At 58.4% G+C, this 26,589-nt stretch carries 24 protein-coding genes; 2 read left to right on the forward strand and 22 right to left on the reverse strand.

Going from position 1 to position 26,589, the window contains the following annotated elements; genetic code table 11:
• Window positions 1–33: 33 nt before the first annotated feature.
• The 20 genes from K6T64_RS00635 to miaB form a co-directional block, all read right to left on the reverse strand.
• Window positions 34–651 (reverse strand): GTPase domain-containing protein, encoded by a 618-nt coding sequence (locus K6T64_RS00635; protein WP_288008176.1) that lies wholly within the window; start codon window positions 649–651, stop codon window positions 34–36.
• Window positions 648–1,721 carry an AAA family ATPase gene (locus K6T64_RS00640; RefSeq protein WP_288008178.1) on the reverse strand — a complete coding sequence of 358 codons (1,074 nt, stop codon included), beginning with the start codon at window positions 1,719–1,721 and terminating at the stop codon, window positions 648–650. Before K6T64_RS00640 ends, K6T64_RS00635 begins: the two co-directional genes overlap by 4 nt.
• 116 nt (window positions 1,722–1,837) lie before the next feature.
• Complete coding sequence (locus tag K6T64_RS00645) at window positions 1,838–2,626, reverse strand: metal-dependent hydrolase (protein ID WP_288008180.1); 789 nt, start codon at window positions 2,624–2,626, stop codon at window positions 1,838–1,840.
• Window positions 2,627–2,721: 95 nt separating this feature from the next.
• Window positions 2,722–3,879 carry a homogentisate 1,2-dioxygenase gene (locus K6T64_RS00650; RefSeq protein WP_100667712.1) on the reverse strand — a complete coding sequence of 386 codons (1,158 nt, stop codon included), beginning with the start codon at window positions 3,877–3,879 and terminating at the stop codon, window positions 2,722–2,724.
• Between the two features lie 37 nt (window positions 3,880–3,916).
• Complete coding sequence (locus tag K6T64_RS00655; RefSeq protein ID WP_288008182.1) at window positions 3,917–4,930, reverse strand: fumarylacetoacetate hydrolase family protein; 1,014 nt, start codon at window positions 4,928–4,930, stop codon at window positions 3,917–3,919.
• Window positions 4,927–5,559 (reverse strand): flavin reductase family protein, encoded by a 633-nt coding sequence (locus tag K6T64_RS00660; protein ID WP_100667713.1) that lies wholly within the window; start codon window positions 5,557–5,559, stop codon window positions 4,927–4,929. Before K6T64_RS00660 ends, K6T64_RS00655 begins: the two co-directional genes overlap by 4 nt.
• A 26-nt stretch (window positions 5,560–5,585) precedes the next feature.
• Window positions 5,586–6,581, reverse strand: coding sequence for an LLM class flavin-dependent oxidoreductase (locus tag K6T64_RS00665; RefSeq protein ID WP_100669316.1), 996 nt, complete (start codon window positions 6,579–6,581; stop codon window positions 5,586–5,588).
• 179 nt (window positions 6,582–6,760) lie between these two features.
• Entirely contained in the window at window positions 6,761–8,311 is a 1,551-nt protein-coding gene (locus K6T64_RS00670; protein WP_100667714.1) for an ATP-binding cassette domain-containing protein, read from the reverse strand.
• Window positions 8,281–9,276 (reverse strand): branched-chain amino acid ABC transporter permease, encoded by a 996-nt coding sequence (locus K6T64_RS00675; protein WP_100667715.1) that lies wholly within the window; start codon window positions 9,274–9,276, stop codon window positions 8,281–8,283. Before K6T64_RS00675 ends, K6T64_RS00670 begins: the two co-directional genes overlap by 31 nt.
• A 51-nt stretch (window positions 9,277–9,327) precedes the next feature.
• On the reverse strand, window positions 9,328–10,197 hold the full coding sequence (locus tag K6T64_RS00680) for a branched-chain amino acid ABC transporter permease (RefSeq protein WP_100667716.1): 870 nt from the start codon (window positions 10,195–10,197) through the stop codon (window positions 9,328–9,330).
• Between the two features lie 17 nt (window positions 10,198–10,214).
• Window positions 10,215–11,417, reverse strand: a complete 1,203-nt coding sequence (locus K6T64_RS00685) for an ABC transporter substrate-binding protein (RefSeq protein ID WP_170085590.1) — start codon at window positions 11,415–11,417, stop codon at window positions 10,215–10,217.
• A gap of 155 nt (window positions 11,418–11,572) precedes the next feature.
• On the reverse strand, window positions 11,573–11,923 hold the full coding sequence (locus K6T64_RS00690) for a DUF3870 domain-containing protein (protein WP_232059659.1): 351 nt from the start codon (window positions 11,921–11,923) through the stop codon (window positions 11,573–11,575).
• Window positions 11,924–12,033: 110 nt separating this feature from the next.
• Entirely contained in the window at window positions 12,034–13,644 is a 1,611-nt protein-coding gene (locus K6T64_RS00695) for a gamma-glutamyltransferase family protein (protein ID WP_288008192.1), read from the reverse strand.
• A gap of 26 nt (window positions 13,645–13,670) precedes the next feature.
• Window positions 13,671–13,940 carry an RNA chaperone Hfq gene (hfq, locus tag K6T64_RS00700; protein WP_407928403.1) on the reverse strand — a complete coding sequence of 90 codons (270 nt, stop codon included), beginning with the start codon at window positions 13,938–13,940 and terminating at the stop codon, window positions 13,671–13,673.
• 57 nt (window positions 13,941–13,997) lie between these two features.
• Complete coding sequence (gene miaA / locus K6T64_RS00705; protein ID WP_288008195.1) at window positions 13,998–14,933, reverse strand: tRNA (adenosine(37)-N6)-dimethylallyltransferase MiaA; 936 nt, start codon at window positions 14,931–14,933, stop codon at window positions 13,998–14,000.
• Complete coding sequence (locus K6T64_RS00710; protein ID WP_288008197.1) at window positions 14,930–15,733, reverse strand: class I SAM-dependent methyltransferase; 804 nt, start codon at window positions 15,731–15,733, stop codon at window positions 14,930–14,932. Before K6T64_RS00710 ends, miaA begins: the two co-directional genes overlap by 4 nt.
• 12 nt (window positions 15,734–15,745) lie before the next feature.
• Complete coding sequence (gene mutL, locus K6T64_RS00715; protein WP_288008199.1) at window positions 15,746–17,731, reverse strand: DNA mismatch repair endonuclease MutL; 1,986 nt, start codon at window positions 17,729–17,731, stop codon at window positions 15,746–15,748.
• Complete coding sequence (mutS, locus tag K6T64_RS00720) at window positions 17,728–20,367, reverse strand: DNA mismatch repair protein MutS (RefSeq protein WP_288008201.1); 2,640 nt, start codon at window positions 20,365–20,367, stop codon at window positions 17,728–17,730. The genes mutL and mutS overlap by 4 nt, the downstream gene beginning before the upstream one ends.
• 116 nt (window positions 20,368–20,483) lie before the next feature.
• Window positions 20,484–20,915, reverse strand: coding sequence for a YlbF/YmcA family competence regulator (locus K6T64_RS00725; protein WP_170085597.1), 432 nt, complete (start codon window positions 20,913–20,915; stop codon window positions 20,484–20,486).
• Entirely contained in the window at window positions 20,912–22,366 is a 1,455-nt protein-coding gene (gene miaB, locus K6T64_RS00730) for a tRNA (N6-isopentenyl adenosine(37)-C2)-methylthiotransferase MiaB (protein ID WP_288008203.1), read from the reverse strand. Before miaB ends, K6T64_RS00725 begins: the two co-directional genes overlap by 4 nt.
• A 211-nt stretch (window positions 22,367–22,577) precedes the next feature.
• Between miaB and K6T64_RS00735 the strand changes: the two genes are divergently transcribed.
• Together K6T64_RS00735 and K6T64_RS00740 are read left to right on the forward strand one after the other, a co-directional pair.
• Window positions 22,578–22,946: a hypothetical protein gene (locus K6T64_RS00735; RefSeq protein ID WP_288008205.1), complete on the forward strand. Its 369-nt coding sequence runs from the start codon at window positions 22,578–22,580 to the stop codon at window positions 22,944–22,946.
• A 257-nt stretch (window positions 22,947–23,203) separates the two neighbouring features.
• Window positions 23,204–24,199 (forward strand): phospholipase D-like domain-containing protein, encoded by a 996-nt coding sequence (locus K6T64_RS00740; protein WP_288008207.1) that lies wholly within the window; start codon window positions 23,204–23,206, stop codon window positions 24,197–24,199.
• Here K6T64_RS00740 and K6T64_RS00745 read toward each other — a convergent pair.
• Window positions 24,108–25,235, reverse strand: a complete 1,128-nt coding sequence (locus K6T64_RS00745; RefSeq protein ID WP_288008209.1) for a YheC/YheD family protein — start codon at window positions 25,233–25,235, stop codon at window positions 24,108–24,110. The two genes, K6T64_RS00740 and K6T64_RS00745, sit on opposite strands and share 92 nt — an antisense overlap.
• Window positions 25,232–26,569, reverse strand: a complete 1,338-nt coding sequence (locus K6T64_RS00750) for a YheC/YheD family endospore coat-associated protein (RefSeq protein ID WP_288008211.1) — start codon at window positions 26,567–26,569, stop codon at window positions 25,232–25,234. The genes K6T64_RS00745 and K6T64_RS00750 overlap by 4 nt, the downstream gene beginning before the upstream one ends.
• Window positions 26,570–26,589 lie beyond the last annotated feature (20 nt).

A 26,589-nucleotide genomic window follows, 5' to 3' on the forward strand; every position in this document is an offset into this window, starting at 1 on the left:
CGGGTGACGAGGTGTCTTCGCATTTCGCGCCCGTCAAGCGGAATGTTTACAGACCTCTCGCAACCATTGTACCACCGGTGTAAAGCCCGTGCGATAAAGAGACGACACCACGAAGATCGGAATATCTTCCCCGTGTTTCAGAAGCATCTCCGCCGCCCGGGCCGCGCCAGGCAAGTCGATTTTGTTCCCGATGACGACGTAATGGGACGTTTGCCTGCCCACTTCCATCAGCGTACGATCGACATCACTCAGTTGAAAGCCCTGGGCCGCGGTGCGCCCGAGGTCGACGACGTGAAACCAGATCCTGCTCTCCGACAGACACCGAAGAGACTCTCCCATATGTTGTCGAAGTTGTGTGTCGGGATGGATATCCGCCACCAAACCCGCCGTATCGACAAGCCGCAATTTGATCCAAGGGTGCCAGCGCCGTACCGCGGCGTCCACCCATTGCGGTTCTTGGGTCTTGTGCCGCCCGAAGGCGCACAGCCGCCGGCGGGCTTCTTCCACGGCTAACCGCTCCTTGACGGTGCGTCCCCGCTGATCCATCCGGCGAATGGGCAGCTTGCGGCCGGCGAGCAGAGCCCCCAGTTGTAGCCAGAACATGGTTTTTCCAGCGGCAGTGATGCCGACCACCGTCCCCTGTATCCTCACCTCTCCCCCACCTCCCAGGTGAAATCCTCGGCCTGAAGAGTCATCAACGCCTCCCGGTCCGGGATTCCTTCTCGGAGGAGGCGGCGGGCCTGGCGGCGCTCGGCGCGTTCTAAGACGTTGCGGACCAGGCGGGCGTTGCCAAAGCGGGCGTTACCAAAACAAGTTCCGGCGGCGGTTTGTTCGCTCAACCAGGCGCTGAGCCGGCGCCGGGCGTCAGGAGAGAGCCGATACTCCCGTTCGGCCAACATGCGGTCGGCGATGGCGAGAAGTTCGTCGGCCGAGTAATCGTCGAAATGCAATTGGATCGGAAACCTGGAAGGAAGCCCAGGATTCAGGCGTAAGAATGCCTCCATTTCCCGAGGGTATCCGGCGAGCACCACGACCAGGTCGGTCCGGTGGTCCTCTGCGGCCTTCACCAGCGTGTCGACCGCCTCTCGGCCAAAATCTTTAGAGCCTCCCCGGGCCAGGGAATAGGCTTCATCCACGAACAGTACCCCTCCCAGGGCGCGCTGGATTTGTTCCCGGGTCTTTTGGGCCGTGTGGCCGATATATTCACCCACTAAGTCGGCGCGCTCTACCTCGACCAGTTGTCCCTTGCTGAGGATTCCGAAACGATGCAGCCATTTGGCCATAAATCTGGCCATGGTCGTTTTTCCCGTCCCGGGATTGCCCTGGAAAATCATGTGCCAGACCACGGGTTCCGCCTTGAGGTTCAGCTCCTCCCGGCGCCTTTGAATTTCCGCGAAAGCAAAGGCCTCGTGAAGGACATTTTTGAGGCGGTGAAGGCCGATAAACCGGTTTAACTCGTCGAGCATCTCGCGGAAAAGATCTTCGTAGGAATCCGCTGATGTCCTCTTGGCCCCGTCTTCCGCAGTTTTCACCGTTGGAAGCCGGGAATGCCCCAAGTCGACGACCTGTGTCGTCGATTTGGCCGGCTGAAAGTGCTCAGGGGTACGGGACGGGAACGCATAGAGCTGTCGCAGGGCTTCGGCAAGCGCCAACTCCCCCTGGACATACCGATTAAGGATTCGTTCCGCGGCAGGACTTGGTCGTTTCCCCGTCTTGTTCACGGCAACTCCCCCTCGCGCTTGTTGCTGCAGTGTATGCGCGAGGCTGGAGATGGGTGAATGCCTAGATCCACCGTCGCGGACCGCGGACGGAAGGCGGAAGAGGATCCGACAGCAGGTCAGTCTGACATGTCGAAATCTCGTTCTTCCCCGTAGCCCAGAATCACTACCCGGGTATGGGGGTCATCCTGCAGGAGTTCGGCGAGCTCCTCGTCCCGGCCCATCATCGCGTTAACAGCCGGCACATTTTGCACCAGGTTCTGCCACACGTCCTTCCGGGCGGCAGTTGCTTCCGTCGGAAACGTGTGGCTCGGTATGACGTATCGGACCCGCAAAAGGTTTCGCACCGCATAGGCGGCCTCTCTCGGTCCCATCGTAAAATGCCCGGATGCAGAAAGAATGGCGATTTTCGGTTCGTATAAATCCTGGATGAGCTTCATGTCCATGGTAATCGCGGTGTCACCGGAATGATAGACTGTATGATCACCGGTGAATTCCAACACGTATCCGGCTGACTCTCCAGCGTAAATTGGGTTCCCTTCCGTTTCTCGGTAAGACGAGGTATGGCGAGCCGGAACCATTGTTGCCGTTACACCCTCCAACGCCACACTGCCTCCAAGATTAATCGGGTAAACGTTCTGAAATCCTTCCCGTGTCAAAAGCATCCCGAGTTCATATTGGCACACCACAAGTACTTCGGGGTTTGCCTGCTTTAGTAACGACAGTCCGCTCACGTGGTCGAAGTGACCATGCGTGAGTAAGACGCCATCGACACTTTGCAAGAATTCCGTTTGTGTGTACTTCTCCGGGCAACCCGGATTCAAATCGAAGAACGGATCAATGAGATACCGCTTTCCGCCTCGTGTAGCGAAGGCATACATCGCGTGGCCAAGACGCAAGATTTTCATGACCACCCCTCCTAAAACGCAGTTGATCTGTTCATTTATGATTAGAGCAAAAAGCGGGGTATAACCCCGCTGGAGCAAGATGGTCGGACGTCTTCTCAGGCCAACCAGCTGAAGGGATAGCCCGAATCTTCGCATTCCCGGGCATGCGTAGAGACGGTCAATGGCCGGAAGGTGTCGACCATGACTGCCAGCTCATTCGTTTCCCGCTGACCAATACTCGCCTCGATTTTTCCGGGTTGGGGTCCGTGGACCACCCCCCGGGGATGGAGTGTTAGGGATCCGGGTTCAATGCCTTTACGGCTCATGAATTCGCCGTGCACATAATACAACACCTCGTCCGAGTCGATGTTGCTGTGATAATACGGCGCCGGAATGGCCTCGGGGTGAAAGTCGTACAGTCGAGGGACAAATGAACAGACCACAAAGCCCGGCCCTTGAAATGTCTGATGAACCGGTGGCGGAAGATGGATTTTCCCTACTCGTGGTTCGAAGTCTTCAATGTGGAATGCCCAAGGGTACACATAGCCGTCCCAGCCGACAACGTCCAAAGGATGATGGGGTACCACAGCGCGGAAAATCTTCCCTTTCTGCCGAATGCGGATCTCGTGATCCCTCTGCTCATCATGGGTCACCAACCGATCCGGCACCCGGATATCCCTTTCGCAGAAGGGTGCGTCTTCCATAAACTGCCCGTATTGATTCAAGTACCTCGACGGAGGTGCGATGGGACCCTTGGCCTCGATCACATAATGTACGTTATCGCCCTCGCCCAAGTTGAGCCGATACGTGGTGCCGACAGGAATGACCAGATAGTCTCCGGGGCCGAATCGCAACTCCCCGAATACGGATTCCAGCACCCCGGTGCCCTGGTGAACAAAGATCAGTTCATCGCCTTCGGCATTCCGGTAGAAATAGTTCATCGGCTCGGTGGGCTTCGCCAGGCAAATTCGTACATCATCGTTGAACAACAGAGGTAGCCTGCTTGCAACCGGATCCCCCGATGGTTTCAGCGCCGACGTTCGAAAATGGCGGTGGTGTCCGGGCTGATCGCTGCCCTCTTCATCCATCGGGACTTGGCCAATCATCTCATAATCTCTCGCTGCCGATGGTGTGTGCAGATGATAGAGAATCGATTGAATCCCCGAAAATCCCTGGGTGCCAAACACCTCTTCGAGGTACAGACCTCCTTTGGGATTGCGAAACTGGATGTGGCGTTTCTTCGGCACAATACCGAGTTTGTGATAAAAGGGCATCACGGCTCTCCCCTTTTCCTTTCATTTCAATCAACCGTCATTCAACAACGGTGTTACTCAGCGACCCCAGTCCGGTAATTGTCAACATTACGGTGTCCCCCACTTGCAGCCACGGATGCGTTTCTGGACCCAGTTCCAGGATGCATCCAGAGCCTACAGTGCCCGATCCGATCAGTTCTCCGGGCTCCAGGCGCACGCCCTGCGAGGCCCGAGAAATCATTTGCGGAAACGTGAAGTAAATATCTTTCAAATTCCCTTTTGAGTAGACTTCCCCGTTGACCGTGGCTGTCATTTCCAAATCATAGCGATCGCCGATTCGGTATGGTTCGAGCTCATCGGGGGTGACTAACCACGGGCCTAGAGACGTAGCAAAATCTTTCCCTTTGGCCGGACCCAGCCCCACCTTCATCTCCGCCCGCTGGACGTCTCTGGCGCTCCAATCGTTGAGAATCATGTAGCCCGCGATCATGGATTCGGCTTCTTCCGGAGATACGTCGATCCCCCCTTTCCCCAGGACGCAGGCCGTCTCCAGTTCATAGTCCAGCATGGTTGTATAAGGCGGACGCCGAACGGGTTCTCCCGGCCCGAGTAAGGCATTCGGATTGGAGAAGTAAAAGACAGGGAATTCGTACCACTCCGGAACGACGTCCAGACCCCGACGAGCCCGGGCGTTTCGCACGTGCTCTTCAAACGCGTAAAAATCGCGAAATGTCGAAGGTTGCACCGGAGGGCCGAGGTGGACGGTGTCCGCAGAATGCAAAAGCGGTCCAAGGAACTGATGCGCCTGCTCTCCCGGTTCCGCTTGCGCCCCCCAGTTTGCCATGCGTTCCCGCATGAGGGTGTCGATCGTCCGGATCACCGGCAGCCACAGGTCCCAACGTTGGAGCACCTGATACATGGTTTTCGGAAAGATGGTCGGGGAAATATCCACAATACCTTCCTCCCTGCCCCAGTAAAGGGACAACTCCATGTCCACCACCCACCGGTCTGATAGTATCCACCCGGGCCGGAGGGGGGCAAAATGAGCCGTTTGATAGGAGACAAACTTCACCGGGCTTTACCTCCTTCACCAGCCTGCGGGGGAGTCGGCCGCACCAGCGAGAAAATCGATTCCACCCGGCAATAGTCGGCGCCAGCCAGGCGTCCCACGGGATCAAATCGGTGCAGGTCGATTTTTCCGTCCCGATACAGCGCATCGTCGACAAAGAGGTGGATCACTTCCCCCACGATCAAATCGGCATTCGGACCGCGCCCCAAGGGAATCATGGTTTCCAATCGACACTCCATGCGGATTCGGGCCTTTGCAATCCCCGGCACGTTGATTTTTCGGCTCGGGACGAGATCGATTCCCACCACCTCCACCTCGCTGACGTTCGGCGGGTAGTCCGCGGAGCAGGCGTTGGCCACGGCGACGAGATCCCGGTGTACGGCATTGACCACGAACTCTCCGGTCTCTGAAATGTTGCGCGCGCTATCTTTCATGACCCCGCCCCGCCGCATGATCGAAAGGGTGATCATGGGCGGATCCGAGGCTGCCACGTTGAAAAAGCTGAACGGTGCCGCGTTGACCAAGCCGTCTCTTCCCCTGGTGGTCACGAATGCGATCGGGCGGGGCAGCACCGCTCCGATCAGGAGCTTGTAATTGTGTTGGCGATCGAACCTCGCGGGATCCAGTTCCATTACTGCACCTCCTCCTGCACGGTCTTCTAACGCAGGGCAGGAATGACGTGCTTTGCGAACAATTCGAGGGATTGCATGACTTTTCGATGTTCCAGGGCGCCGAAATTCATGAGGGCCATAAAGTGGTTTACCCCAATTGCCCGATAGCGCTGAATCTGTTCAACGACTTCATCGGGGCTGCCGAAGATCGCCTGTTCCCTGGCCCGCAAATCTTCGTACTGGATGTTCTTTCCGTATTTGCGGGTGCGCAAATACAGATTGATGGCTTCTTTTGCGTTAGCTTCTGCTTCGGCCAGGGATGGCGCGACATGGACATGAAAGGCCACCGGAAGTTCCAATTGCTCGGGGTCTCCGTGTCCATGGGATCGAAAATGTTCTTTGTACGTCCGAATGACCTCGGCCAGCTCTTCCCGGGAATTGCTGTTCACGTACGCGATGCCCATGATCCGGTGTCCCATGCGAGCGATGTGTTTGACTCCCTCTTGGCGAAGAGATGCCACCCACAATTCCGGGTGCGGACGTTGAACCGGGACCACGTTTAACCGGATCTCCGGATATTGGAAATAAGGCCCCTCATGGGAGAAAGTCTCCCCTCTCCATGCTTTCAGCAGCACATCCAGTGCATCGTTGAACCGCAGCGCCTTGTCTCCCATCGGTACCTTGAACCCGTGGAACTCATGAGTCAGATATCCGCTTCCCAGGCCCATGTTCAAGCGTCCCCCGGACAGGACATCCACCACCGCATAATCTTCGGCGACTTGAACCGGATCCCGCAGCGGCAGGACGGATACCGCCACTCCCAATCGGATCCGATCGGTCATTTTGGCAGCAGCAGCTAGGAGGACGGGCGGCGAGGGGCTGACCCCGTACTCGGAAAAATGGTGTTCCGCATACCAGACGCCATCAAATCCTAGCTGCTCCGCCTGCATGGTTTGTTCCAAAACCTCGTCGAAAAATTGACCCGCCGACCGGGGAACAAGTTCCGAATAGTTGTCAAAGACGGTAAACAAACTGAACTTCACAGTGATCCCTCCCGAATCGCGGACAAAAGTCTGCGAGATCTTCATTTTTATCGACAAAAAAGCACAGCCTTGTCTGAACATCCATGGCTGCGCCCGACCCACTTCCCGAGGTCGGGGTGTTCCCCCTTCCCCCGTGGGTAGACAGCTTAAGATCGCCGGCTTCGGCGACTTCATTTCGTTTATAGGCCGATTTCCATCGGTCGTGCATTATAGAGGTGGAGAATCTCCTTTTCCCCGAATTCATCCGGTAAGCCCTCAAAACGAACGGTTCCCCGATCAAGGGCGACGACCCGGTCCGCGATAGACAGCGCCGCTCGGGCATTCTGCTCGACCAAAAGGACGGTTGTCCCTTGGTCCGCTAGTCGACGCAGGGCTTCAAACAGTTGCTCCACAAGCTTTTCCGCCAATCCTAAAGATGGTTCGTCTAGCATCAGCAACACGGGCTCGGCCATCAGACCTCTGCCAACGGCCAACATCTGTTGTTCCCCTCCACTCAAGGTGCCTGCCAGTTGTTCTCTTCGTTCCTTCAATCGAGGGAACAGCGCGTATATCTTCTCACATCGTTGCATCACCTCCTTCGGCGGCAAACCCAGCGATCTCATAAATGCAACTTCTACATAAGCGCCAAGCATTAAGTTTTCTTCTACAGTCATGGTCGGGAACAAGCCACGCCGTTCGGGAACCAGGGTGATTCCTAAACGGTGCACCGACTCCGGAGCAAGACCGGTAATCAACATGTTCCGAAACTGAACCTGCCCTTGATGAGGACGAAACTGACCCGCCAAGGTACCTAAGAGCGTGGATTTCCCGGCTCCATTTGGGCCGATGATAGCGACCAATTCACTTTGACCGATCCTCAGGCTCACCCCATTCAGTGCACGCACCGTGCCCCGGGAGGTGTGAAGATCTTGGGCGGTCAACAGAGGTTCTTTTTGTTGTAAACTACGTTCAATCGTTCGATTGAAATAGGGCTCCTTTTCTGTGCCTACATACGCCTTAATGAACTTCGGGTCCTTTTGCACCTCTTCTGGGGCTCCGTAACAAATTTGCTCGCCGAATTCGAGAACCACCACTTTGTGAGCCACTTTCATGACGCTACCCAGGTCATGTTCAATCCAAATCACGGCGATACCTTGACGACTGATGTCGACCAACAGTTCCAGTAGTCGTTCACGTTCGCTCTGATTCAATCCGGAAGCCGGCTCGTCTAAAAGCAGTAACTTTGGTTTCTGGCTTAGGGCGCGCGCCAGTTCCACCAATCGCTGCTGCCCGAACGATAACTCCCTGGCCGGTATATCGGCTAGCGACTCTAACTCGAAGTGTTGAAGAGTTGATCGGGCATCAGATTCGGCTCGACGACTGATTCCCCTTCCACCTGTGAGAAGGGCCTTCCAGAATTTTACCTTGCGGAATGAAGCGATCCCGATCTGGACATTCTGAAGTACCGTAAGTTCTGAAAATAGATTGATGTTCTGAAAGGTACGGCCAACGCCGAGCTCGGCAATTCGATGCGGTGGCATATTTATGAGCGATTGGCCGTTGAACAAGATCTCACCCTCGTCGGGTCGAGTAAGCCCGGTAATACAATTAAATAGGGTGGATTTGCCGGAGCCGTTTGGTCCGATCACCGCGATGATTTCCCCATGGTTTACCTCGAAACTGCACTTGCGAAGGGCGTAAATCCCGCCATATCGCTTGGTCAGGTTCTCGGCCACGAGTATCGGCGCCACGGTTTACCTTCCCCCCTTACGATCTTTGCTTTGGCCGGAAGAGACATGACCCCGCTAGGCAGAAACAGAATAACCACCAGCAGAAGCACCCCGAAGATCAGCGTTTCCAACGGTCCCACAGCATCCGTGCCGAACATCGGCATGACGCTGCGCAAGGCTTCGGTTAGACCGGTCAGAACCAATGCACCAATAATCGGTCCCCATATTGAGAGAGGGCCGCCCACGACGGCCATGAGAAGAAAGAGGATCGATTGCTTAAAACTGAACAACTCCGGACTGACGAAGGTCATGTAGTGAGCGTAGAGGGCTCCGGACAAAGCCGCTAGGACACCACTGGCCACGAAGGCCTGGACCTTGAATCGTCCGACATCCACTCCGGTCGCGGACGCTGCGGTACTACTATCCCTGGTAGCCTGAAGGGTGCGCCCCCACGGCGAATGGAGGAGGTTCCAAATCAATACCATGACAAGCCCGAGGATTCCCCACACCAGATAATACATTCGCAGGTCCGAATCGATCACCCAAGACCCCAGAGATAGGTGAGGAATTCCGCTGAGTCCGGAGGCTCCACCAGTCCACCACGATTCTTCGACAAAAATGAGATTCATGATCATTCCGGCCCCAAGAGTGACAAGGGTCAGATAATGACCGGCCAGGCGCCTGGTCAACCAACCGAGTAGAAAGGCGACAATGCCTGCAACCGCCAAACCCGACATGAGCGCCAAAATTGTCGGAAACCCGTGCTTCAAGGACAGGAATGCGGAAACATAAGCACCAATCCCCCAAAAGGCTGCCTGGGCCAAGGATACCAGTCCTGCATGGCCGATCAGTAGAGAAAGACCCAGGATGCAGATGGCATATAGCCCGGTCAACAACATGATTTGTGTCCAAAACGGACCCACGATCCACGGACAGACCACAACGATCACGGGAACGAGCGCCAGGTACACAGACTTTCGTCGCATGGGATTCTTCCTCTCTTTTTGACACCTCAAAGCATCATGGCTTACACGCTTTCACACGCGATCGGCGCTCTTGCCAAACAAACCGTTCGGTCGCCACAGAAGAATCACGATTAACACAACGAAGGCGATGGCCTCTTTATAGGCCGACGAAACAAAACCGGCGCCCACCGATTCGAGGAGACCGAGAATAAAAGCACCGGCAACCGCACCAGGGACGTCAGAAAGTCCTCCGACCACCGCGGCAACAAATCCTTTCAGGCCCAAAGTAAGCCCCATATCATACGAAACCAGTGTCACCGGGGCGATCACTGCACCGCCAAGTCCCGCAACGGACGCTCCGATGATAAAACTGAATGTGGCCATTGATCGGGCAGAGATACCCAGCAATCTCGCCGAGTCACGGTTTAACATGACAGCTCGGAGAGCGGCACCGGCGTAACTTTTCTCAAAGAAAAAGTACAGAAGTACGAACAGTACGGCCACGGCAACGAGAATGACCACGTCCTGCCGTGGAACGGCTCCGCCCATGAGATGATACGGTTGCCCGGGGAGAAACGGGGGGACAGCCCGGGGTTGACTCCCCATCAACAGTTGTCCCACAGACTGCAGCACGATGGACAGTCCGATCGTAGCAATGATCTGAACCGTTTCCGCCTGATCGCGAAGTCTGTCTAAAAAAACACGGTGCAACACCCCTCCGACGATCGCCGCCACCACGATCGCGCCGAGAAGAGCCAGCCATGTCGGCAATCCGATTGCGAAAAACATTGCCAACGACAGTGCGCCGACGGTGGCAAAATCACCTTGCGCGAAGTTGATAAGCCCGCAGACTTTAAAAACAGTCACAAACCCCACAGCAATCAGCGCGTAAATGCCGCCCAATGCCAAGCCGGAAAGGACAAGTTGGAGCGTGTCTGCCATATCCGTCACCCTTCGATTTACTGCGCGATAACCCACCGACCGTTGCGGAACTGAAGCATGGTCAAATCTTTATCGGTTAACCCGACATGATCCTGGGGACTCAGGTGGAAAATCCCCGTTATTCCCACGACTCCATTTAAGTGTTCAATAGCATCCCGAAGTGAATCGCGAGTCACTTCGCCTTTGATGGTCTTCAATGCCTCGATGATAAGCAGGGTTGCATCGTACGCCATTCCATCGATCGGGCTCGCGTCGATATTGTATTTCGATTTATACGACTGTGCATACGACTGGAGCACTTTCTTCTGCGGATCACTGTCCGGCAATTGATCGATCACCCAAATTTTGCTCTGGGGCTGATAAACACCTTCAGCAGCATCGGTTCCCGCCAACTCCACGAACTTGTTCGATCCCGCTCCGGAGCTGAAGAATATCGGGGTATTAAGCCCGAGTTCATGGTATCCCTTTAACACCAGTGACGCCGCAGGGGGGATCGCCCAGACCACTAGCGCATCTGGGGAGGCATTTTTTACGGATGTCAGTTGCGGCTTCATGTCGGTATCCGTCGCGCCGAACCGTTCAGAGGCTACAATCTGTATTCCATAGGATTGAGCTGTCTTTACGAATTCACTCTTTCCGCTGTCGCCGTAGGCGTTGTTCACCGACAAAAAGCCCACCCGGGTCCATCCTTTTTGTTTTAAGTATTCGCTGATTTTTTTCGATATGCTCTGATTGCTAACCGGCGTTTTAAACACCCATTTGCGTTCCGATGCTGGAGATGCGATGGCGTCGCCTGATCCCACGGATACGAGTGGAACTCTTTGTTCGGTGACATACGGAACAAGCGGCATTGTCGTCGGTGTCGCCCCTGCCCCGATGATGGCTAGTACGTGATCTTGTTCAACAAGTTTTTTGGCAACAACCAAAGACTCAGTCTCTTTTGACTGATTGTCGTATTTAACTAACTGAATGGGCGTTCCATTGATCCCTCCTTGCTGATTGACCTCATCCACCAACATTTCCACCGCGTGAATCTGCGGTTCGCCCCATACACTAGAGGGTCCCGTAAGTTCCAGATCTACCCCGATTTTGTACTCCTTTCCGGAGGTTCCCTCTCCTGCGTTATTATTCCCGGATGTGGATGTACCTGCAGCACCACAGGCAGTCATCACAAAACTGGATAATGCAATTGCCGCGAAAAAACGCCACCCTTTCCCCATGCAGACACCTCCACTGTTGGATTACGAACCACATGAAAAACAATAGCCCAGCCAATGCCTTTTCCCCACGGGAATCATCATCAGCCGGGCCTGTTTGCTCTACGAAGCCGTGTACCTCATCGATACACATCCCCCGCAAACAACCAGCAAAAAATTTATTGTTTCTGGACCTTCCATTCGCGATACCGGTCAAAAGCACTTCGGACAGCTTGAAGCAGGGCTCCTTGAGCCGGCGCCAAGAACCGCGTACGGACTCTGTCTTGAATTTCTTCCAGTCCACTCATCACATTTTGTCCGATCACCAATGACCGAACAAATTCCCCCGTAAGGGGCAAGGCAAAAGAGAATTCCGCATCTACTATGATGTCCGTTCGTGAATCCACGACCATCACGAACGCCACGATGCGGTATGCCTCGTGCGCGGTCGTCCCTTTGGGAAGTTCAGCAAATCCTGCCGCAAAAACATACTGCTTTTCTGACCATCCCTCCGCGGCTTTATATCCCACCTCCCGAAACATACCCCCTTTTGTACGATTCCTCCTTGTCTACTTATATCAAAATAGAACGAGTTTTGTCAATGACCTTTTCAATCAGCGAATCATTCCTGAACCCTCTCTCACCACGCCGCCACCTGGCCGTCAGCCCGGGGTTCCGTCGCACCGACAAGGACGCCGTTGTCGAGGCGCCAGATGATCTGGCCCCGGCCAAAGGAAGCGGTATCGGCCGACCAAGTGATTTCGTGTTCTCGGCGAGACAAAGATTCCAACACATGGGGAGGGATTCCGTATTCGGCGGCAACCTTGCGCCCTTCGAGCCACTGCCACCGGGGAGCATCCAGGGCCGCTTGAGGATTAAGATGAAGATCGATCATGTTGACCAATACCTGGACGTGACCCTGGGGTTGCATGAATGCACCCATGACCCCAAAGGGACCGACCGCTTGGCCGGCCTTGGTCAGAAATCCTGGGATAATGGTATGATAAGGCCTTTTCCCCGGCGCCAAGGCGTTAACGTGGGCAGAATCCAGGGAAAAATTCGCTCCCCGGTTGTGAAGGGCAATGCCCGTCCCGGGTACCACCAGCCCCGATCCGAACCCCTGATAATTGCTTTGAATGTAGGAAACCATGTTTCCTTCGCCATCGGCCGCGCAAAGATACACCGTCCCCCCGGCTTGCGGCCGGCCCGGGCTCGGACGAGCGGCCGATTCTCCGATCAACCGACGGCGCTCTTCAGCATATCCCTCAGAGAGCAGATCCTCCACCCGGGCGGACATAAACCGAGGATCGGCGATATAATGCCGGCCATCCGCATAAGCCAGTTTGATTGCCTCAATCTCGATATGGTATCGATCTGCCGGGCTGCGGCCGGATAGGTCAAAGCCTTTGAGCAAATTGAGGGCCATGAGGGCCACCAGGCCATGGCCGTTGGGCGGAATCTCCCACACATCGTAGCCCCGGTAATCCACATGGATGGGATCCACCCACTCTGGGCGGAATGCCACCAAGTCTTCCAAGCGGATGAACCCCCCGTACTCCCGGGAAAATCGGTCGATCCGCTCGGCCAACTCCCCCCGATAAAAAGCCTCGGCCCCGCTCTCGGCGATCTTGCGCAAGGTTTCGGCGTGATCTGGCGACCGCCAAATCTCGCCAATTCGAGGGGCCCTTCCCTCCGGGGCAAAGGTACTGAACCAAGCGGAAAACTCCGGTCCGGTAAGTTCCTGTTCGTATCGGCGATACGCGGCTTCCCATGCCGCCCCTGTCACCGGAGAGACCGGGTATCCGGCCTGAGCCAGTTCAATGGCGGGTTCAAACAACGCGGCGAACGGGAGGCGGCCAAACCGCTTGGACAGCTCCGCCCAAGCTGCGGGGGCGCCGGGGACGGTGACCGGCGCAAAGCCTAGCCTGGGCATCTCCTTCCGTATCCCCCGCTTTTCCAATTCAGCGATGGTCAAGCGGTGGGGAGCCGGGCCGCTGGCGTTCAGCCCGTGAAGGCGGCCGCCGCTCCAGACCAAGGAGAAGGCGTCCCCTCCGATCCCGTTCGATGTCGGCTCCACGACAGTCAGTGCGATGGCGGTGGCGATGGCCGCATCCACCGCATTGCCGCCCCGCCGGAGCATGTCGAGTCCCGCTTGGGCAGCCAGAGGTTGGGAGGTCGCCACCATTCCCCGCCGGGCATAAATGGCCACTCGCCGAGAGGGGTGGGGGTGCTCATGTGGATCAAAATGCATGCGAATCCCTCCCACCGTTCTGCAAGTCACGACCGGGAAGCATCAGTCGGAGGGACGTCGCGCCGTTCGTCTCCCCCGGTCTGGGCGGGTGGGTGCAAGGACACCGCCTTCTGGGGGGTGAACGTAGAGATGGCGTGCTTATACACCATCATCTGCTTGCCTTCTGATTCCACCACAATGGTAAAATTGTCAAATGCCCGGATCACGCCCCGGATTTGAAAGCCGTTCACCAGATACACCGTCACCGGGATGTTGTCTTTGCGCAATTGGTTTAAAAACGTGTCCTGAATATTCATTGTCTGTTTGTTCACCTACACGGCCCCTCTCTAACCCATCTTTCCCTAATGTATTCGTTACGCCTTACGAAATCCCTTCCGCCCTCCTATAGCTTCTGCGATTTTCCGACCGGCCTCCTCCAAGGATATCCCTCCAACGTCCAGCCACTGGTGAACCGGCTGGGCCCGAAACCAACTCCACTGTCGCTTCGCGTATCGCCGGGTTCCGCGTTGAATCCTCTCGATCGCCTCGTCCAGGGTCATCTCACCGGCAAGATAATCGGCCAATTCCTTGTACCCGATGGCCTGCATCGAAGTCAAGTTCCGGGAATATCCGCGCTCCAGAAGCCTCTGAACTTCTTGAACCCAACCCTGTTTGACCATTTGAATCACGCGGTCATTGATCCGTCGATACAGGGCTGCGCGCTCCATGGTGAGGCCGAACATAAGAAAGGGGATGCGGGAGCCCCGCCGCCCCGCCGCATGGGACATGGGCAGCCCCGTCAGATGGTAGATTTCCAAGGCCCGGATGACCCGCCGAACATCGTGGGGATGAAGTCGGCGGGCGGTCTCCGGGTCCACCTCGGCCAAAAGTCGGTGCAGGGTCTCAGGACCTTCCCGGGCAGCCCGGGCTCGCAGTTCTTGTCGATACCCCGGGTCCTCTCCGGCCGGGGAAAAATCCAGCCCATGGGTGAGACTTTTCACATATAATCCCGTCCCCCCCACCACAATCGCCCGCATTCCACGCTGAGACACGTTCTCAATCGTTTCAAGGGCCAACCTCTGATAGTCCACGACGGTGAAGGGTGTATCCGGATCCACCACGTCGATCAGATGATGGGGAACGCCCTGCCGCTCCTCGGGGGGGATTTTCGCCGTGCCGATATCCATACCTCGATAGATCTGCATGGAGTCCGCGGAGATGATCTCCCCTCCGATCTGTTGGGCCACCCGGATGGCCACGTCCGATTTGCCCGTGGCCGTCGGTCCGACAATAAACAGAACCGGATTCATTTTCCACCCCCGACATCGATCACACCGAACTGGATCCTGCCCGAGCCCTTTGGAACCGGCTGAAATCCGAGGCGATCGATTTCTCCCCCATCCCGGCGATCTTTCAACACCACCCGCCGACGGGCCACGCGCACCGCCTCCTTCACCGCTTCAAAGCGGAGAGCGGACGGATCCCCGAATACCCGCAAAGCATCAATGCCCCGGGAGGCGGAGATCGTTTTGCGAAACATGGGATCAAAATACACCAGGTCCACAGACCGGTCGGGAAGTCGGCGCAGATAATCGACGTGATCCCCCCACACCACCTCAACGCGTCGCATGGCCGCCTCGAGCTCAGGAAGTGCCGGATAGGCGTATGTACTCAAACCCTCCTCCACGAAAAATGCCAGCACCGGCCGGCCCTCCACGCCCACGACTCGCCCTTCCGGGCCCACCGCGTGGCTGAGTACGATCGCGTCCGCCCCGAGGCCCAGGGTGGCATCCACCACCCGATCTCCGGGCCGAACCTCACCCACTTCGAGTAGGGGATCGGGATGCCCGCGTATCACTTGACGGAGGCGCACCACCGCCATTCCCGGATGATAACGGTACTGCCGGCCGTCCGCATACAAGAATGTTCCCTCCCGGGTTGCCACGGCGGAGAAAGATGCCGCGTATTCAGCCAAAATCTCGTCCAGTGTGCGTCGGTCCCGGGACACCAAGGGCAGTCCCAGACGTCGGGCGATCTCCCCGGCCCGGTGAAGGAGTTCGGGGTTTGGCCGGGCAGCGGTGGTCACAACCCCTTGAAGATCAGCCGTCATGGTCACCCTCCCCTAGTGCTGAATCCGCTGGAATTGTCGATCTAAGTCCCGTCGGGTCCATTGCAGAATCGTGGGCCGCCCGTGGGGGCAGGAGAAGGGGTTGTCCAGTTCCCGGAGTTGGTCGCAAAGTGCCTGCATCTCCGGCATGGACAATGGCTGTCCAGCTTTCACTGCTCCCCGGCAGGCCCGGGTGATCACTCCTTGCTCCAGGCGTCTTCGGGGATCTTGTCCTATCGGCCGCTCGACGTACTCGGTCAAAAACTCCCGGGTCAGCGCCGTGACGTCCTGGCCATCCCAGATGTCGGGAACCGTGCGAACCACGAGGGCATTGTCGCCGAAAGGCTCCGCGGTCAGCCCGTACTCTTTCATCATGTCGAGGTGAGGAGCCAACCGGTGCATTTCGGCGACACTCAGTTCCACAGTGATGGGCACCAACAGCGGCATGGGGCTCACTTCCCGCCGGGTGATCTGCCGGGAAAACCGCTCGTATAAGATCTTCTCGTGGGCGGCGTGCTGGTCGATCAGGAACAAAGAGTTTTCCGCTTCGGCGACGATGTACAGGTTCAGCACCTGGGCCACCGCCCGCAGTTCGGGAACCCGGGGCCGGACACCCGCCGCTCCAACTCCTTCAAGCTCCACGGTAGCCGCTGCCTCTTCCGTTGTCCTATTGCTTTCCGTTCTTTCCGAATCCACAGGGACCTCTGGCCCAAGACTGCTCCGAGATCCGGTCTCCCCCTCTCGCTCCCCGGGAGCTTCGGGTTGTTCTTCAGCAGTGATCGGGGCGAGGGCCTCCAGGGTTCGCCGCCTGGCCAGCGGACTCGAAGGTGACCTCCCTCCTCCCGGGGGACTGTCCCACCGAAACGCCATCTGGCTCTCCCGGAGAGTCTGCGCCCCGGAGCCTCTGTGAGCCTTCTGCGCCGCATCGCCTGCAGCCGCATCTGGCCCTTGGCGAGGGGGATTGCGCCCTTCTCGCGGCCCTCCGGTGGGCGAGTGCAGACCTGGAATGGCCCGGGTTCTGTCCAGAACCCGGCCCAGCGCCCTCTCCACCGCCCCCGCCACATCCCTTTCTTCACTAAAACGGACATCCAGTTTGGCCGGGTGCACATTGGGATCCACGAGGCCGGGATCCAGCTCCAAATGAAGAAATACCACTGGGTTTCGGTGGATTGGGAGTCTTCCCGCGTAGACGTCGAGCACCGCTCGGGTCAGTGCCGGGTTGCGAACTGGCCGTCCATTGACAAAAAACATCACGTGCCCCCTGCCCGCCCGGTGGATCTCGGGTAACCCCGCCAACCCCCAGACCCGCAGATCAAGGCCCCGCTCCTCCACCGGGATACATTTTTCCGCCAAATCCCGTCCATACAGCGCCGCCACGGCGTGGAGCAATCGCCCGTCCCCCGGGGTTGTCGCGACAGGTCGCCCATCGGCGGAAAGGGTGAAAGCAACTTCCGGGTGGGCCAGGGCCGCCCGGGTCACCGCATCCACCACATGTGCGCCCTCTGTGTGCAGGGACTTGATGTATTTTAGCCGAGCGGGGGTGTTGAAAAACAACTCCTCAACGAAAATATCCGTCCCGGGCGCCATCCCGACCTCGGCCGTGGAGACAATGGTTCCCCCCTCCGCCCGAATTTCGGTACCGGCGTCATCTTCCCGGCGACGAGTCTTCAGCACCAGTTTTGAGACCGCGGCGATGGAGGGCAGGGCTTCCCCCCGAAACCCCAGGGTTCGAATCCGAAACAAATCCCGTTCTGAAGCGATTTTGCTGGTGGCGTGCCGCCGCAGAGCCAGCTGGGCGTCTTCCCGATCCATGCCCGTGCCATCGTCCACCACCCGAATGGTTTTCATCCCCGCTTCCTCCACGGCGACGCGAATATGGGTGGCCTGGGCATCGATACTGTTTTCGATGAGCTCTTTCACCACCGAGGCCGGACGCTCCACCACCTCCCCGGCTGCGATGCGGTTGGACAGGCCGGGATCCAGAATATGTATGGCACTCATGGTTCATTCTCCTCCCGGACCAAAAGGTGTAGTTCGTAGAGCTCTTGCAGGGCTTGAATCGGGGTCATGTCCAGAACCCGGGCCTTGCGGAGGCGTTCGAGAACCGGGTGCAGGGGGGCCTTGTCGAGTCTCCGCCCCGCTTCATCAGCGGTGGACCGCCCCCCAGTTTCCTGCGGAACTTTCGGCAGATCTCGGTCAGCACCGCCCCCTTCTCCCCCGACACAAGCCGCGGCCGTCTGGGAGAGGCCCTGTTGTACCTGCTCCATGCTTGTGAGGATGGCTTCAGCCCGCTCCAACAGGTCTTCCGGAAGCCCCGCCAGTCTGGCCACATGAATGCCGTAGCTGCGGTCGGCAGGACGGTCCACTAAACGATGCAAGAATACGATTCCCCCGGAATCCTCTCGGACCTCTGTGGAAAAATTATGGACTCCTGGTAGTTCGTCGGCGAGGCCAGTCAGCTCGTGATAATGGGTCGCAAACAGAGTTCGGGCCCCCACCCGGGTGGGATCGTGAATATACTCCACCGCAGCCCGGGCGATGCTCATCCCGTCATAGGTCGAGGTTCCCCGCCCGATTTCATCGAGGATGATCAGGCTGCGGGGGGTGGCGTTTCGGAGGATGGTCGCCAACTCCACCATCTCCACCATAAAGGTGCTTTGGCCCGCCACCAGATCGTCCGCCGCGCCGATTCGGGTGAAGAGACGGTCGACGATGCCAATCCGGGCAGAATCCGCGGGAACGAAAGACCCGACTTGGGCGAGGAGTACGATCAGGGCCACTTGGCGCATGTAGGTGCTTTTCCCCGCCATGTTCGGACCGGTGATGAGGGCGACCCGCCGATTGTCACCATCAAGAAAAGTGTCGTTCGGCACAAATGTGCCATCGGGCAGGACCGCCTCCACCACCGGGTGTCGGCCGCCGCGAATCTCAATGACCGAACTGTCATCCACAACAGGACGGGTGTATCGGCGTTTTGCCGCCACCTCGGCGAGAGCACAAAGGACGTCCAATTCGGCCATCGCCCCGGCCAGACGCTGGAGGCGGGGGAGCGCTTTTACCACGGTGCCCCGCAGCTCGACGAACAACTGGTACTCGATGGTCTCCGCCCGCTCCTGGGCATCGAGGATACGACTTTCCATCTCTTTCAATTCCGGGGTCACATACCGCTCGCTGGCGGCCAAGGTCTGACGGCGCTCATATTCCCTTGGAACCAGGGCGAGATTGGCTTTGGTAACTTCTATGTAATAGCCGAATACGCGATTATAACCGATTTTGAGGGATTTGATTCCCGTTCGCTCCCTCTCTCGCTGTTCGAGGGCGGCGATCCAGCTTCGCCCTTCCCGGGATGCCCGGCGCAGTTCATCCAGTTCTGGAGAGAACCCGTCCCGGATGACGCCCGGTTCCTTCGCTGTGGCCGGAGGGTCGTCGGCCAGGGCCCGGTCCAGGAGATCCCGCACTTCTTCACAAGGGTCCAGGCGTCTCTCAATATCGGCCAAGATGGAGGATCTGGCGCCGGCCAGCCCGGCGGCCAGTTTTGGAGCCTGGCTCAAGCTTTGGGCCACGGCGCGCAGATCCCGGGGCCCGGCGCTGCCATAGCTCACCCGGCCCAGCAACCGCTCAAGGTCATACACGCAGCGAAGGTCCTCTCGCAGTTGATTTCTCCGCATCCACTGTCCAACCAACTCTTCGATACCATCCTGGCGCCTGGCAATGGCGCCAGGGTCGATTAAAGGCCTTTCCAGCCATTGCCGGAGGAGCCGCCCGCCCATGGCGGTCACCGTCTCATCCAACAGCCACAACAATGACCCCGTCCGCCGTCCCTCCCGAACCGTTTGAACCAACTCCAGATTTCTCCGGGCAAAGGCGTCCACCGCCATGTAGGTGGCGTCGTGGAGGGGTTGAACGGGCTTCCAGTGAACGAGCTGGCGCCGCTGGGTCTCCTCGATGTACGACGCGATGGCTGCAAGAGCCTCTTCCCCACCGGCTTCCGGAAGGTCGTCCCAGCCCCCATTCTCCATCCGAGTGAATGTTTTTTTTCCGTGGCCCCGATGTGTCAGAATGGCTTCCGTGGACTTGCTAAGTTGAGTGACCCAAGGCTCGCCAGCCGCTTCCTCGGGAATGAGCCATTCGGCGGGTCGGTACCGGAGCCCATCATCCATCACCTGCTCAATGCTGTGGGCGGCCCCGGCCCAACGGTCTCCGGTGGAGAGATCGGCAAAAGCTACAGACCACCCTTCCGGAATCGGAATGACGGCGCCAATGAGGCGTTGCTCCTTCTCTTCTTTCCCCCGGTCTTCCAGAAGCGTTCCCGGCGTTACGATTCGTGTGATCTCCCGCCGGACCAATCCCTTGGCGAGGGCCGGATCCTCCATCTGGTCGCAAATCGCCACCTTATAGCCCCGCTCCACCAGGGCGGCGATGTAGCCCTCCACCGCGTGGTACGGGACGCCGCACATGGGAACCCGCCGACCACCCCCGGCTTCCCGGCCGGTCAATGTGATCTCCAATTCCCGGGCGGCAATTTCCGCATCTTCAAAAAATAATTCATAAAAATCCCCCAGGCGAAACATCAGCAAGGCGTCCGGACAACGGCCTTTGACGTCCAGGTACTGTTGCATCATCGGGGTGTAAGACATGTTGTCCCGACTTCCTTTCCGTGATCTCTGTTTCGCACAACCGACAATAAAATGGAAGAGCCGCCGACACGCCGACGGCTATCCCGTTTTCTCGACATCCCCAATCCGGCGGGGATTTACGGCACCGGTTGCACCCCACACGTGGTACATCCGCCGCAGCCCCCGGAACACCCTCCTGCGGAAACTTTTACGGGCAACCGGGAAGAGATCGTCTGGGCGATGATCTCGGCCACCCCTTGCACCAAGAGGTTGACCTCCTCTTGAGCGGCCTGGTACTGTCCCACCGCCGGGATAGCCCTGAGCCGCCCCTCCACCTCTTCGAGGGCGCGTTCCGCCGCGCGGATTTTCTCCATCGGCGCACAGCGCATCTTCAGGGCAGAGACGCTCATCTGCAAGCGTTTCTGCGACTTCAACAAACTTTGCACCTCACTGTTGCTGGCGATCTTCTGGCGGCAGGCCCGGTAGCGGGCCGCTTCCTCGGACTCCCGAATCATCTGAGCCAGGATCTGTGCCTTTTGGCGAATTTCCTCCGCCGTCTCGCACCTCATCCTGTGACCTCCCGGATCGCGGGGTGCGGTTCCCCCCGCAACAGCCAGGTTTGTGCCCCGACGATCTGGACTGGAATAGTCCGACCGATCAACTCCCGGGATCCCTGAAGCAGGACCAGACGGTTCGTTCGGGTCCGTCCCGCCAAGATCTCCGGATTCGTCTTACTTTCTCCCTCCACCAGCACGTCCTCCGTCTTCCCCACCAACTGTTCGTGATACCGCCGAGATATCGTCGCTTGTAGTTCGTTGAGCCGGCGCAGGCGATCCTTTTTTGCCTCCAAGGAGGTCTCATCCTTCATGCGGGCCGCCGCCGTCCCCTGTCGCCGGGAATACAGGAACGTAAAGGCATTGTCGAACTGCACCGTCCGAACGAGGTCCAGCGTGTCCTGGAACTCTTCCTCCGTTTCACCCGGAAATCCCACGATGATGTCGGTCGTGAGGCTGACCCCGGGGATTCGGTTGCGAATCCGCTCGACGAGCTGCAAATAAGTCTCCCGGGTATACCCCCGATTCATGCGTTTGAGAATACGGTTATTCCCGGATTGGACGGGCAGATGAATGTGTTCACAAATCGCTTCTTCCGCAGCGATGACATCGATCAGTTTGTCTGTAAAATTCCACGGGTTGGAGGTGGTGAACCTCACTCGTTCAATCCCCGGGATCCGCGCCACATATTGCAACAGGTCGGCAAAATCCACATCCCCCAGGTCCAGTCCGTAATCGTTCACATTCTGCCCCAGCAGGGTGACTTCCCGAATCCCTTCTTCGGCCAGTTGTTTCACCTCAGCCACCACGTCCTCGGGCAGCCGGCTTCGCTCCCGACCCCGGGTGAACGGAACAATGCAGTACGTGCAATATTTGTTGCACCCATATTGAATATTGACCCAGGCCTTCACCCCGTCTTGGCGGAGCTTGGGCAGGTTTTCCACAACCTGGCCCGGCCGATCCCATACGGCGAACACCGTTTCCTGACTGGCCATGGCTTGTACCACCAACTCCGGGAGTTGGTGGAGATTGTGGGTTCCGAAAACGAGGTCGACATAGGGAAACGTATCCCGCACAAACTGCCGCACCTTTTCCTCCTGGGCCATGCAACCGCACAGCCCCAGCAACAGTTCCGGGTGGCGGCGCTTGAGGGGCTTGATCCGGCCGATCTCCCCGAACACCTTGTCCTCGGCGTTTTCCCGGACGGCACACGTGTTAAAGAGAATCAGATCGGCCTCCTCGGGGGCCGAGGCCGGGCGATAACCCATCTCTTGCAACATGCCGGCCATGATCTCCGAATCGTGTTCATTCATCTGACATCCGTAGGTGCGGATCCAGTAGCGCTTTCCGACTCCCACGGCGGGGACCGCTTGGGCCATCGCCCGGTAATCGACCCTTTGCGATCTTTCGGGACCCGGCCGGTGCCGCTCCAGGACAATGTCATTTATTTGAATGAGCTCGCTCATGACGAACGACCCCTTTCCAGACATGCACATTGTCTTTATCATACCATATTTGACACCGCCCCGCATCTGACCGGGCCGGCCTGGGCTTGGCGCCGCAGGCGCACCGAACGGCGAATGGGACTAGGCTGCCGTGCCTTCCGTACAGTTGTCCGTTGCCGCAGCGTTCTCTGCCACATTTCTTATTAGAGGACGACGGAAGGAGGTGCTTGGAATGGCTGCTGCTCACGCGTACGCCGTCTGCAGCCGACATGTGGGCCGGTGGATGGACTTCCGCACACCCTGGGGCAGGCACCGCGGCATTATTCGTCGGGTCTCTCCTCACGGTGTTCTGGTCAGCGTGCCGCGTCACTATGCTCCCCGGTTTGCCTTCGCCCAGGCTTGGGCCAGCGCTCCGGTGTCCGGGGGAGATGTCAAACAGTTGCATCAGATTCGTCATGCGTTGGCCCGGCCCGTCGACACCTATCTGAACGCTGAGCCCGTAGGGTGGGTTGCTCCGGGATACGGATGGTGGTACGGCGGCTGGTGGTGGTGGTGGATAGCCTGGGCCTGGTTGCTGGCCTTCGCTTTACTCCTCTGGTAAGGAAAACTGACACTTCGAAGCGTGTCGGTATGGGAGGGTGCAGGCGCGTCCTGCACCTTTTTATCCGTTAAATCCGGGACTTGCTGTTCAAACAAAGGAGATTGTTGACTTTTCACCAATGATTCCGGGAGAGGGAGCGGCCGACAAAAAAACCGACTTCCCGGAGGAAGTCGGCACAGCGAGAAAGACGTCGAGGCACATTCCTACTTTATGTGGCGATCGGCCGATTATGCCCCCTCTGGCAAGGAGGCCGACGCGTGAACCGGGAGCTTTTCCTCCGAAGATCCCGCCGACTGCCCCCAGTCCGCTTGCCACGGTTTCTTGTCGCAGCCCTAGTGGGTCTCATGATCTTATTTCTTTTGCCGGGCTGTGGCACCCAGGGTTCTCCCCCCCAGTTACTGCCGGGAGAACAATTGCGGGATGTCGTGATTCGAGCCATCCACGGCGCCAAAGGATCCGTGGACGTCGAAATGTATGAGCTCGGAGACCCCGCCGTGGTGACCGCACTGGCTGAGGCCGCCGCCCGGGGCGTTTCGGTGAGGGTCATCGTGGATGCCAGTGAACCTCACAGCCGGCAGGCCGCGCAACTTCTCAAAGGGACCGGTGTCCAGCTTCGAAAAGCGGAAGTGTCCGGCGGAATCGATCACGCCAAGATTCTCGTCACCGATGGCGGATGCGTCATCGGCAGCGTCAACTGGGGCCCCGGATCCTGGGCAAACCACGATTTTGCCTTGTGGATCGGCGACCCCCAGCACCCCGTCTGCCAGGAGTCCAAGAGTCACCTCGACCGGGACTGGTCGGGACGGATCGGCCACCGGGACGAGGCCGGTTCTTGGACCTACTCCGGAAAACCCGCTCGGAACCTGCTGCTCGCCCTGATCTCAGAAGCCCGCTCTTCGATCTATGTGGAGATGTTCGACTTTAACGATGAATCCTTGCTCGCAGCACTGGGGGAGGCGGCCCGAAGGGGCGTGGGGGTGCACGTCCTCCTCGATCCCCGCCAGCCCGATCGGGCGGTGGCACAACGCCGTCTTCTCCAGGATGGGGCGGATGTGCATTTGTACCGAAGCGCCGGGGAACGACTGCATGCGAAAGCTGCGGTGATCGATCAAGATATCCTCGTTATCGGCAGTGCCAACTGGACCCGGAGGGCGTTTGAGGTCAATCACGAATGGATCGTGGCACTCCGCGCGCCGCAGGCCGCCCGGAAACTGGTGGACGATTGGCACCTTCAGATTCGCCGAGTCCGGTGAGATGCCCCTTGGCCCAACGTGCGGTTTCAAAGACTCCGTCGAGGTAAGCCGGGTGGATCTCCGGCTCATCAAAGCGCATGGGTTTGGCGTTGGCTTCAAACAGCCACACGTTCCCCTCCCGGTCGCATCCGAGATCAATGCTCATTTCACCAAGTCGTCCCGCCTGGGACCGATCGAGCTGCGCAACTGCGGAAGCCGCTGTCTTGAGGACTTCATCCAGGATTTCTTCCGCCCGGGTACCGAAGGAATCTTCGAGAGTCTGATGGGGATGGGCAATGCGGCCTCCCCAGGGGACGTGCGTGGTCATGCGATCCCGTCCCGCCACCCGGGCTCCGACCCCTCTGAGGCGCCAGCGCCCTGCCGAATCTTTTTGCCAAAGGGTGCGAAAATCAAAGGGATGTCCCCGCCAGGTCGCGAGAGCGATTTGGCGTTGAGCGAGATAGTGTCTTCCCCGGGTGTAGCGACGCACAAACGCGGAGCACCGCTCCAGGCTTCCCCGATCTTTGCTCACTCTACCTCGGCGCTGCCAACGCCAGGCCCAGGTATTCTGGGATACCCGATGGACTTCAATGATCCCCTCTCCTGCCCGGCCGTCGCAGGGTTTCAGGAGCCAGCGATCTCCTTCCGACATTAACTGGTAAGGCTCAAAGTCCAGTTGGGTCCCGGGAACCCGCTTGGCTAGATCCGGACGGGCCAGCCAACTCCGGATCACTTGGTCCTTCGAGAAAAATCCCGGATTCCACCCCGGGGTGCCCCACAGGCGCAATTGCTCCAATGCCGAAAAAAAGGATGGCTGCGCCTCAAAGCGGCGGTGGGGCACCCGGTTATACACGGCGTCCGCCCCTCGAAACGGCCGCATTACCCAGTTTGTTCCGTTCCAGCGATACTCCCGAGGTGAGGAGTGCAACAGACCCCCAGGAGTGACGACAGATATTTCCCAGCCGAGTTTTTCCCCGGCTACGGCGAGTTCCCGACACAGCCGGAGATTGCCGAGGGGCCGCCGGTGCCTTTCCCAGAGGAGAACGGCCAGTTTCATTCGGTCATCCCCCTCGGGCTCCGGCTCCACCTGGAGGCATAGTCGATGACCATTTGTGCCCACTGCGTGCGTCGGCCTTTCAATTCCGGATGATGGAAAATATGATGTCCGGGTTTGGCGTTGGCTTCGAACATCCACAGGCGACCTTCCGTACAAATTCCCATGTCAAGCCCCATTTCGCCGAAATTCCCTCCCACAACCCGTTCCAGGCTCCGGGCCACCGCACACCCCACGTCAGAGAAGCGATTCAGCCAGGTATCGCTGTCATGAGCGAACCAATGGCTGAGTATTTCCTCTGCGGGCCAGACCGTCCCGCCAAACCGCACGTGGGTGGACAGCGCCTCGGGATGCGCCCCTTTCCCCGCAGCGGCCACCATCCTCCAGCGCCCGTGGCGGTCCTTTTGCAGGTGCACGCGGAAATCCACTTTCCGCCCGTGATAAGTTTTTAACTCGATTTTCTCCTGAAGCAAATACGCCCGGCGACTGGTAAGAGCAGTTAATTTATGAATCAACCGTTCCTGGCTTACCACGGCCCGCTGGACCCGGCCTTCCTGTTGGGTACCGATTCGCCAACCGTCGGGATGGGGTTCGCAAAAAACCAGCCCCTCTCCCAAACTTCCGTGAACGGGTTTTGCAAAAAACGCTCGACCGGCCTGTACCCAAGCGCCGATCGCTCCCGGATCCCCCATTCGTTCAGTCCGCGGCAGGAATCGACGAAGGTGGGAAACGCGGTGGAGGATTCGAAACGTGCTCCATTTGTCTAAGAAACCGGAATTAAACACCGCGATGCCCCGTTGCTCGGCTTCGGTTTTCACCTGTTTCACCGGTGCCAGATCTTCCTCCCACCGGTGAGGAACCCGGTTATAGATCACATCGGGCAGGGGCCACCACTGCCAATCCACCCCTGTGCCTGGTCTCCACCTCCGCCCGCCCCGAACCCGGCCGTACTGCCAGTCGATTTCATCGGCATAACACACGTAGACCGGCATGCCTTTTTGATTTCCCGCCCGGAACAGCGAAGGCGCCCACCGCGGAATTCGCCGATGGCCCACGTCCTTGGCCTTGGCCCCGATGAGGACCGCCAGAACCGGGCCAAGATCCAGAACCCCTCGAACTTGCCGGGGCTTATGGTGGGAAGGAATGGGGATCCGTTCCTGGGTATCCGGCCAGTTCCATATCACTTCGACGGAGTTGCCTGGGTTGCGGGCATAATCGACCTGGGCCGGCCCCCGCCAGTGGCCGAATCGCAACTGGGTCATCTCCCCAGGGGCGATCCCGAGTTCCCGTGCCCACGGGAGCGGGAGCGTGACGATCACCGAATCCGCATGCCCCATACCTGCCCCCTCCTTTTCCG

Origin of the sequence: Kyrpidia sp. (assembly GCF_023512215.1) — a bacterium.
GTDB lineage: Bacteria > Bacillota > Bacilli > Kyrpidiales > Kyrpidiaceae > Kyrpidia > Kyrpidia spormannii.

What these genes read in the sequence shown, in the direction of transcription:
- K6T64_RS00645 (WP_288008180.1), bottom strand. Translation starts at nt 2,626, where the DNA reads ATGAAAATCTTGCGTCTTGGCCACGCGATGTATGCCTTCGCTACACGA.
- K6T64_RS00650 (WP_100667712.1), bottom strand. Translation starts at nt 3,879, where the DNA reads ATGCCCTTTTATCACAAACTCGGTATTGTGCCGAAGAAACGCCACATC.
- K6T64_RS00660 (WP_100667713.1), bottom strand. Translation starts at nt 5,559, where the DNA reads ATGGAACTGGATCCCGCGAGGTTCGATCGCCAACACAATTACAAGCTC.
- K6T64_RS00675 (WP_100667715.1), bottom strand. Translation starts at nt 9,276, where the DNA reads ATGCGACGAAAGTCTGTGTACCTGGCGCTCGTTCCCGTGATCGTTGTG.
- K6T64_RS00680 (WP_100667716.1), bottom strand. Translation starts at nt 10,197, where the DNA reads ATGGCAGACACGCTCCAACTTGTCCTTTCCGGCTTGGCATTGGGCGGC.
- K6T64_RS00685 (WP_170085590.1), bottom strand. Translation starts at nt 11,417, where the DNA reads ATGGGGAAAGGGTGGCGTTTTTTCGCGGCAATTGCATTATCCAGTTTT.
- K6T64_RS00695 (WP_288008192.1), bottom strand. Translation starts at nt 13,644, where the DNA reads ATGCATTTTGATCCACATGAGCACCCCCACCCCTCTCGGCGAGTGGCC.
- hfq (WP_407928403.1), bottom strand. Translation starts at nt 13,940, where the DNA reads ATGAATATTCAGGACACGTTTTTAAACCAATTGCGCAAAGACAACATC.
- miaA (WP_288008195.1), bottom strand. Translation starts at nt 14,933, where the DNA reads ATGAATCCGGTTCTGTTTATTGTCGGACCGACGGCCACGGGCAAATCG.
- K6T64_RS00710 (WP_288008197.1), bottom strand. Translation starts at nt 15,733, where the DNA reads ATGACGGCTGATCTTCAAGGGGTTGTGACCACCGCTGCCCGGCCAAAC.
- mutL (WP_288008199.1), bottom strand. Translation starts at nt 17,731, where the DNA reads ATGAGTGCCATACATATTCTGGATCCCGGCCTGTCCAACCGCATCGCA.
- mutS (WP_288008201.1), bottom strand. Translation starts at nt 20,367, where the DNA reads ATGTCTTACACCCCGATGATGCAACAGTACCTGGACGTCAAAGGCCGT.
- K6T64_RS00725 (WP_170085597.1), bottom strand. Translation starts at nt 20,915, where the DNA reads ATGAGGTGCGAGACGGCGGAGGAAATTCGCCAAAAGGCACAGATCCTG.
- miaB (WP_288008203.1), bottom strand. Translation starts at nt 22,366, where the DNA reads ATGAGCGAGCTCATTCAAATAAATGACATTGTCCTGGAGCGGCACCGG.
- K6T64_RS00735 (WP_288008205.1), top strand. Translation starts at nt 22,578, where the DNA reads ATGGCTGCTGCTCACGCGTACGCCGTCTGCAGCCGACATGTGGGCCGG.
- K6T64_RS00745 (WP_288008209.1), bottom strand. Translation starts at nt 25,235, where the DNA reads ATGAAACTGGCCGTTCTCCTCTGGGAAAGGCACCGGCGGCCCCTCGGC.
- K6T64_RS00750 (WP_288008211.1), bottom strand. Translation starts at nt 26,569, where the DNA reads ATGGGGCATGCGGATTCGGTGATCGTCACGCTCCCGCTCCCGTGGGCA.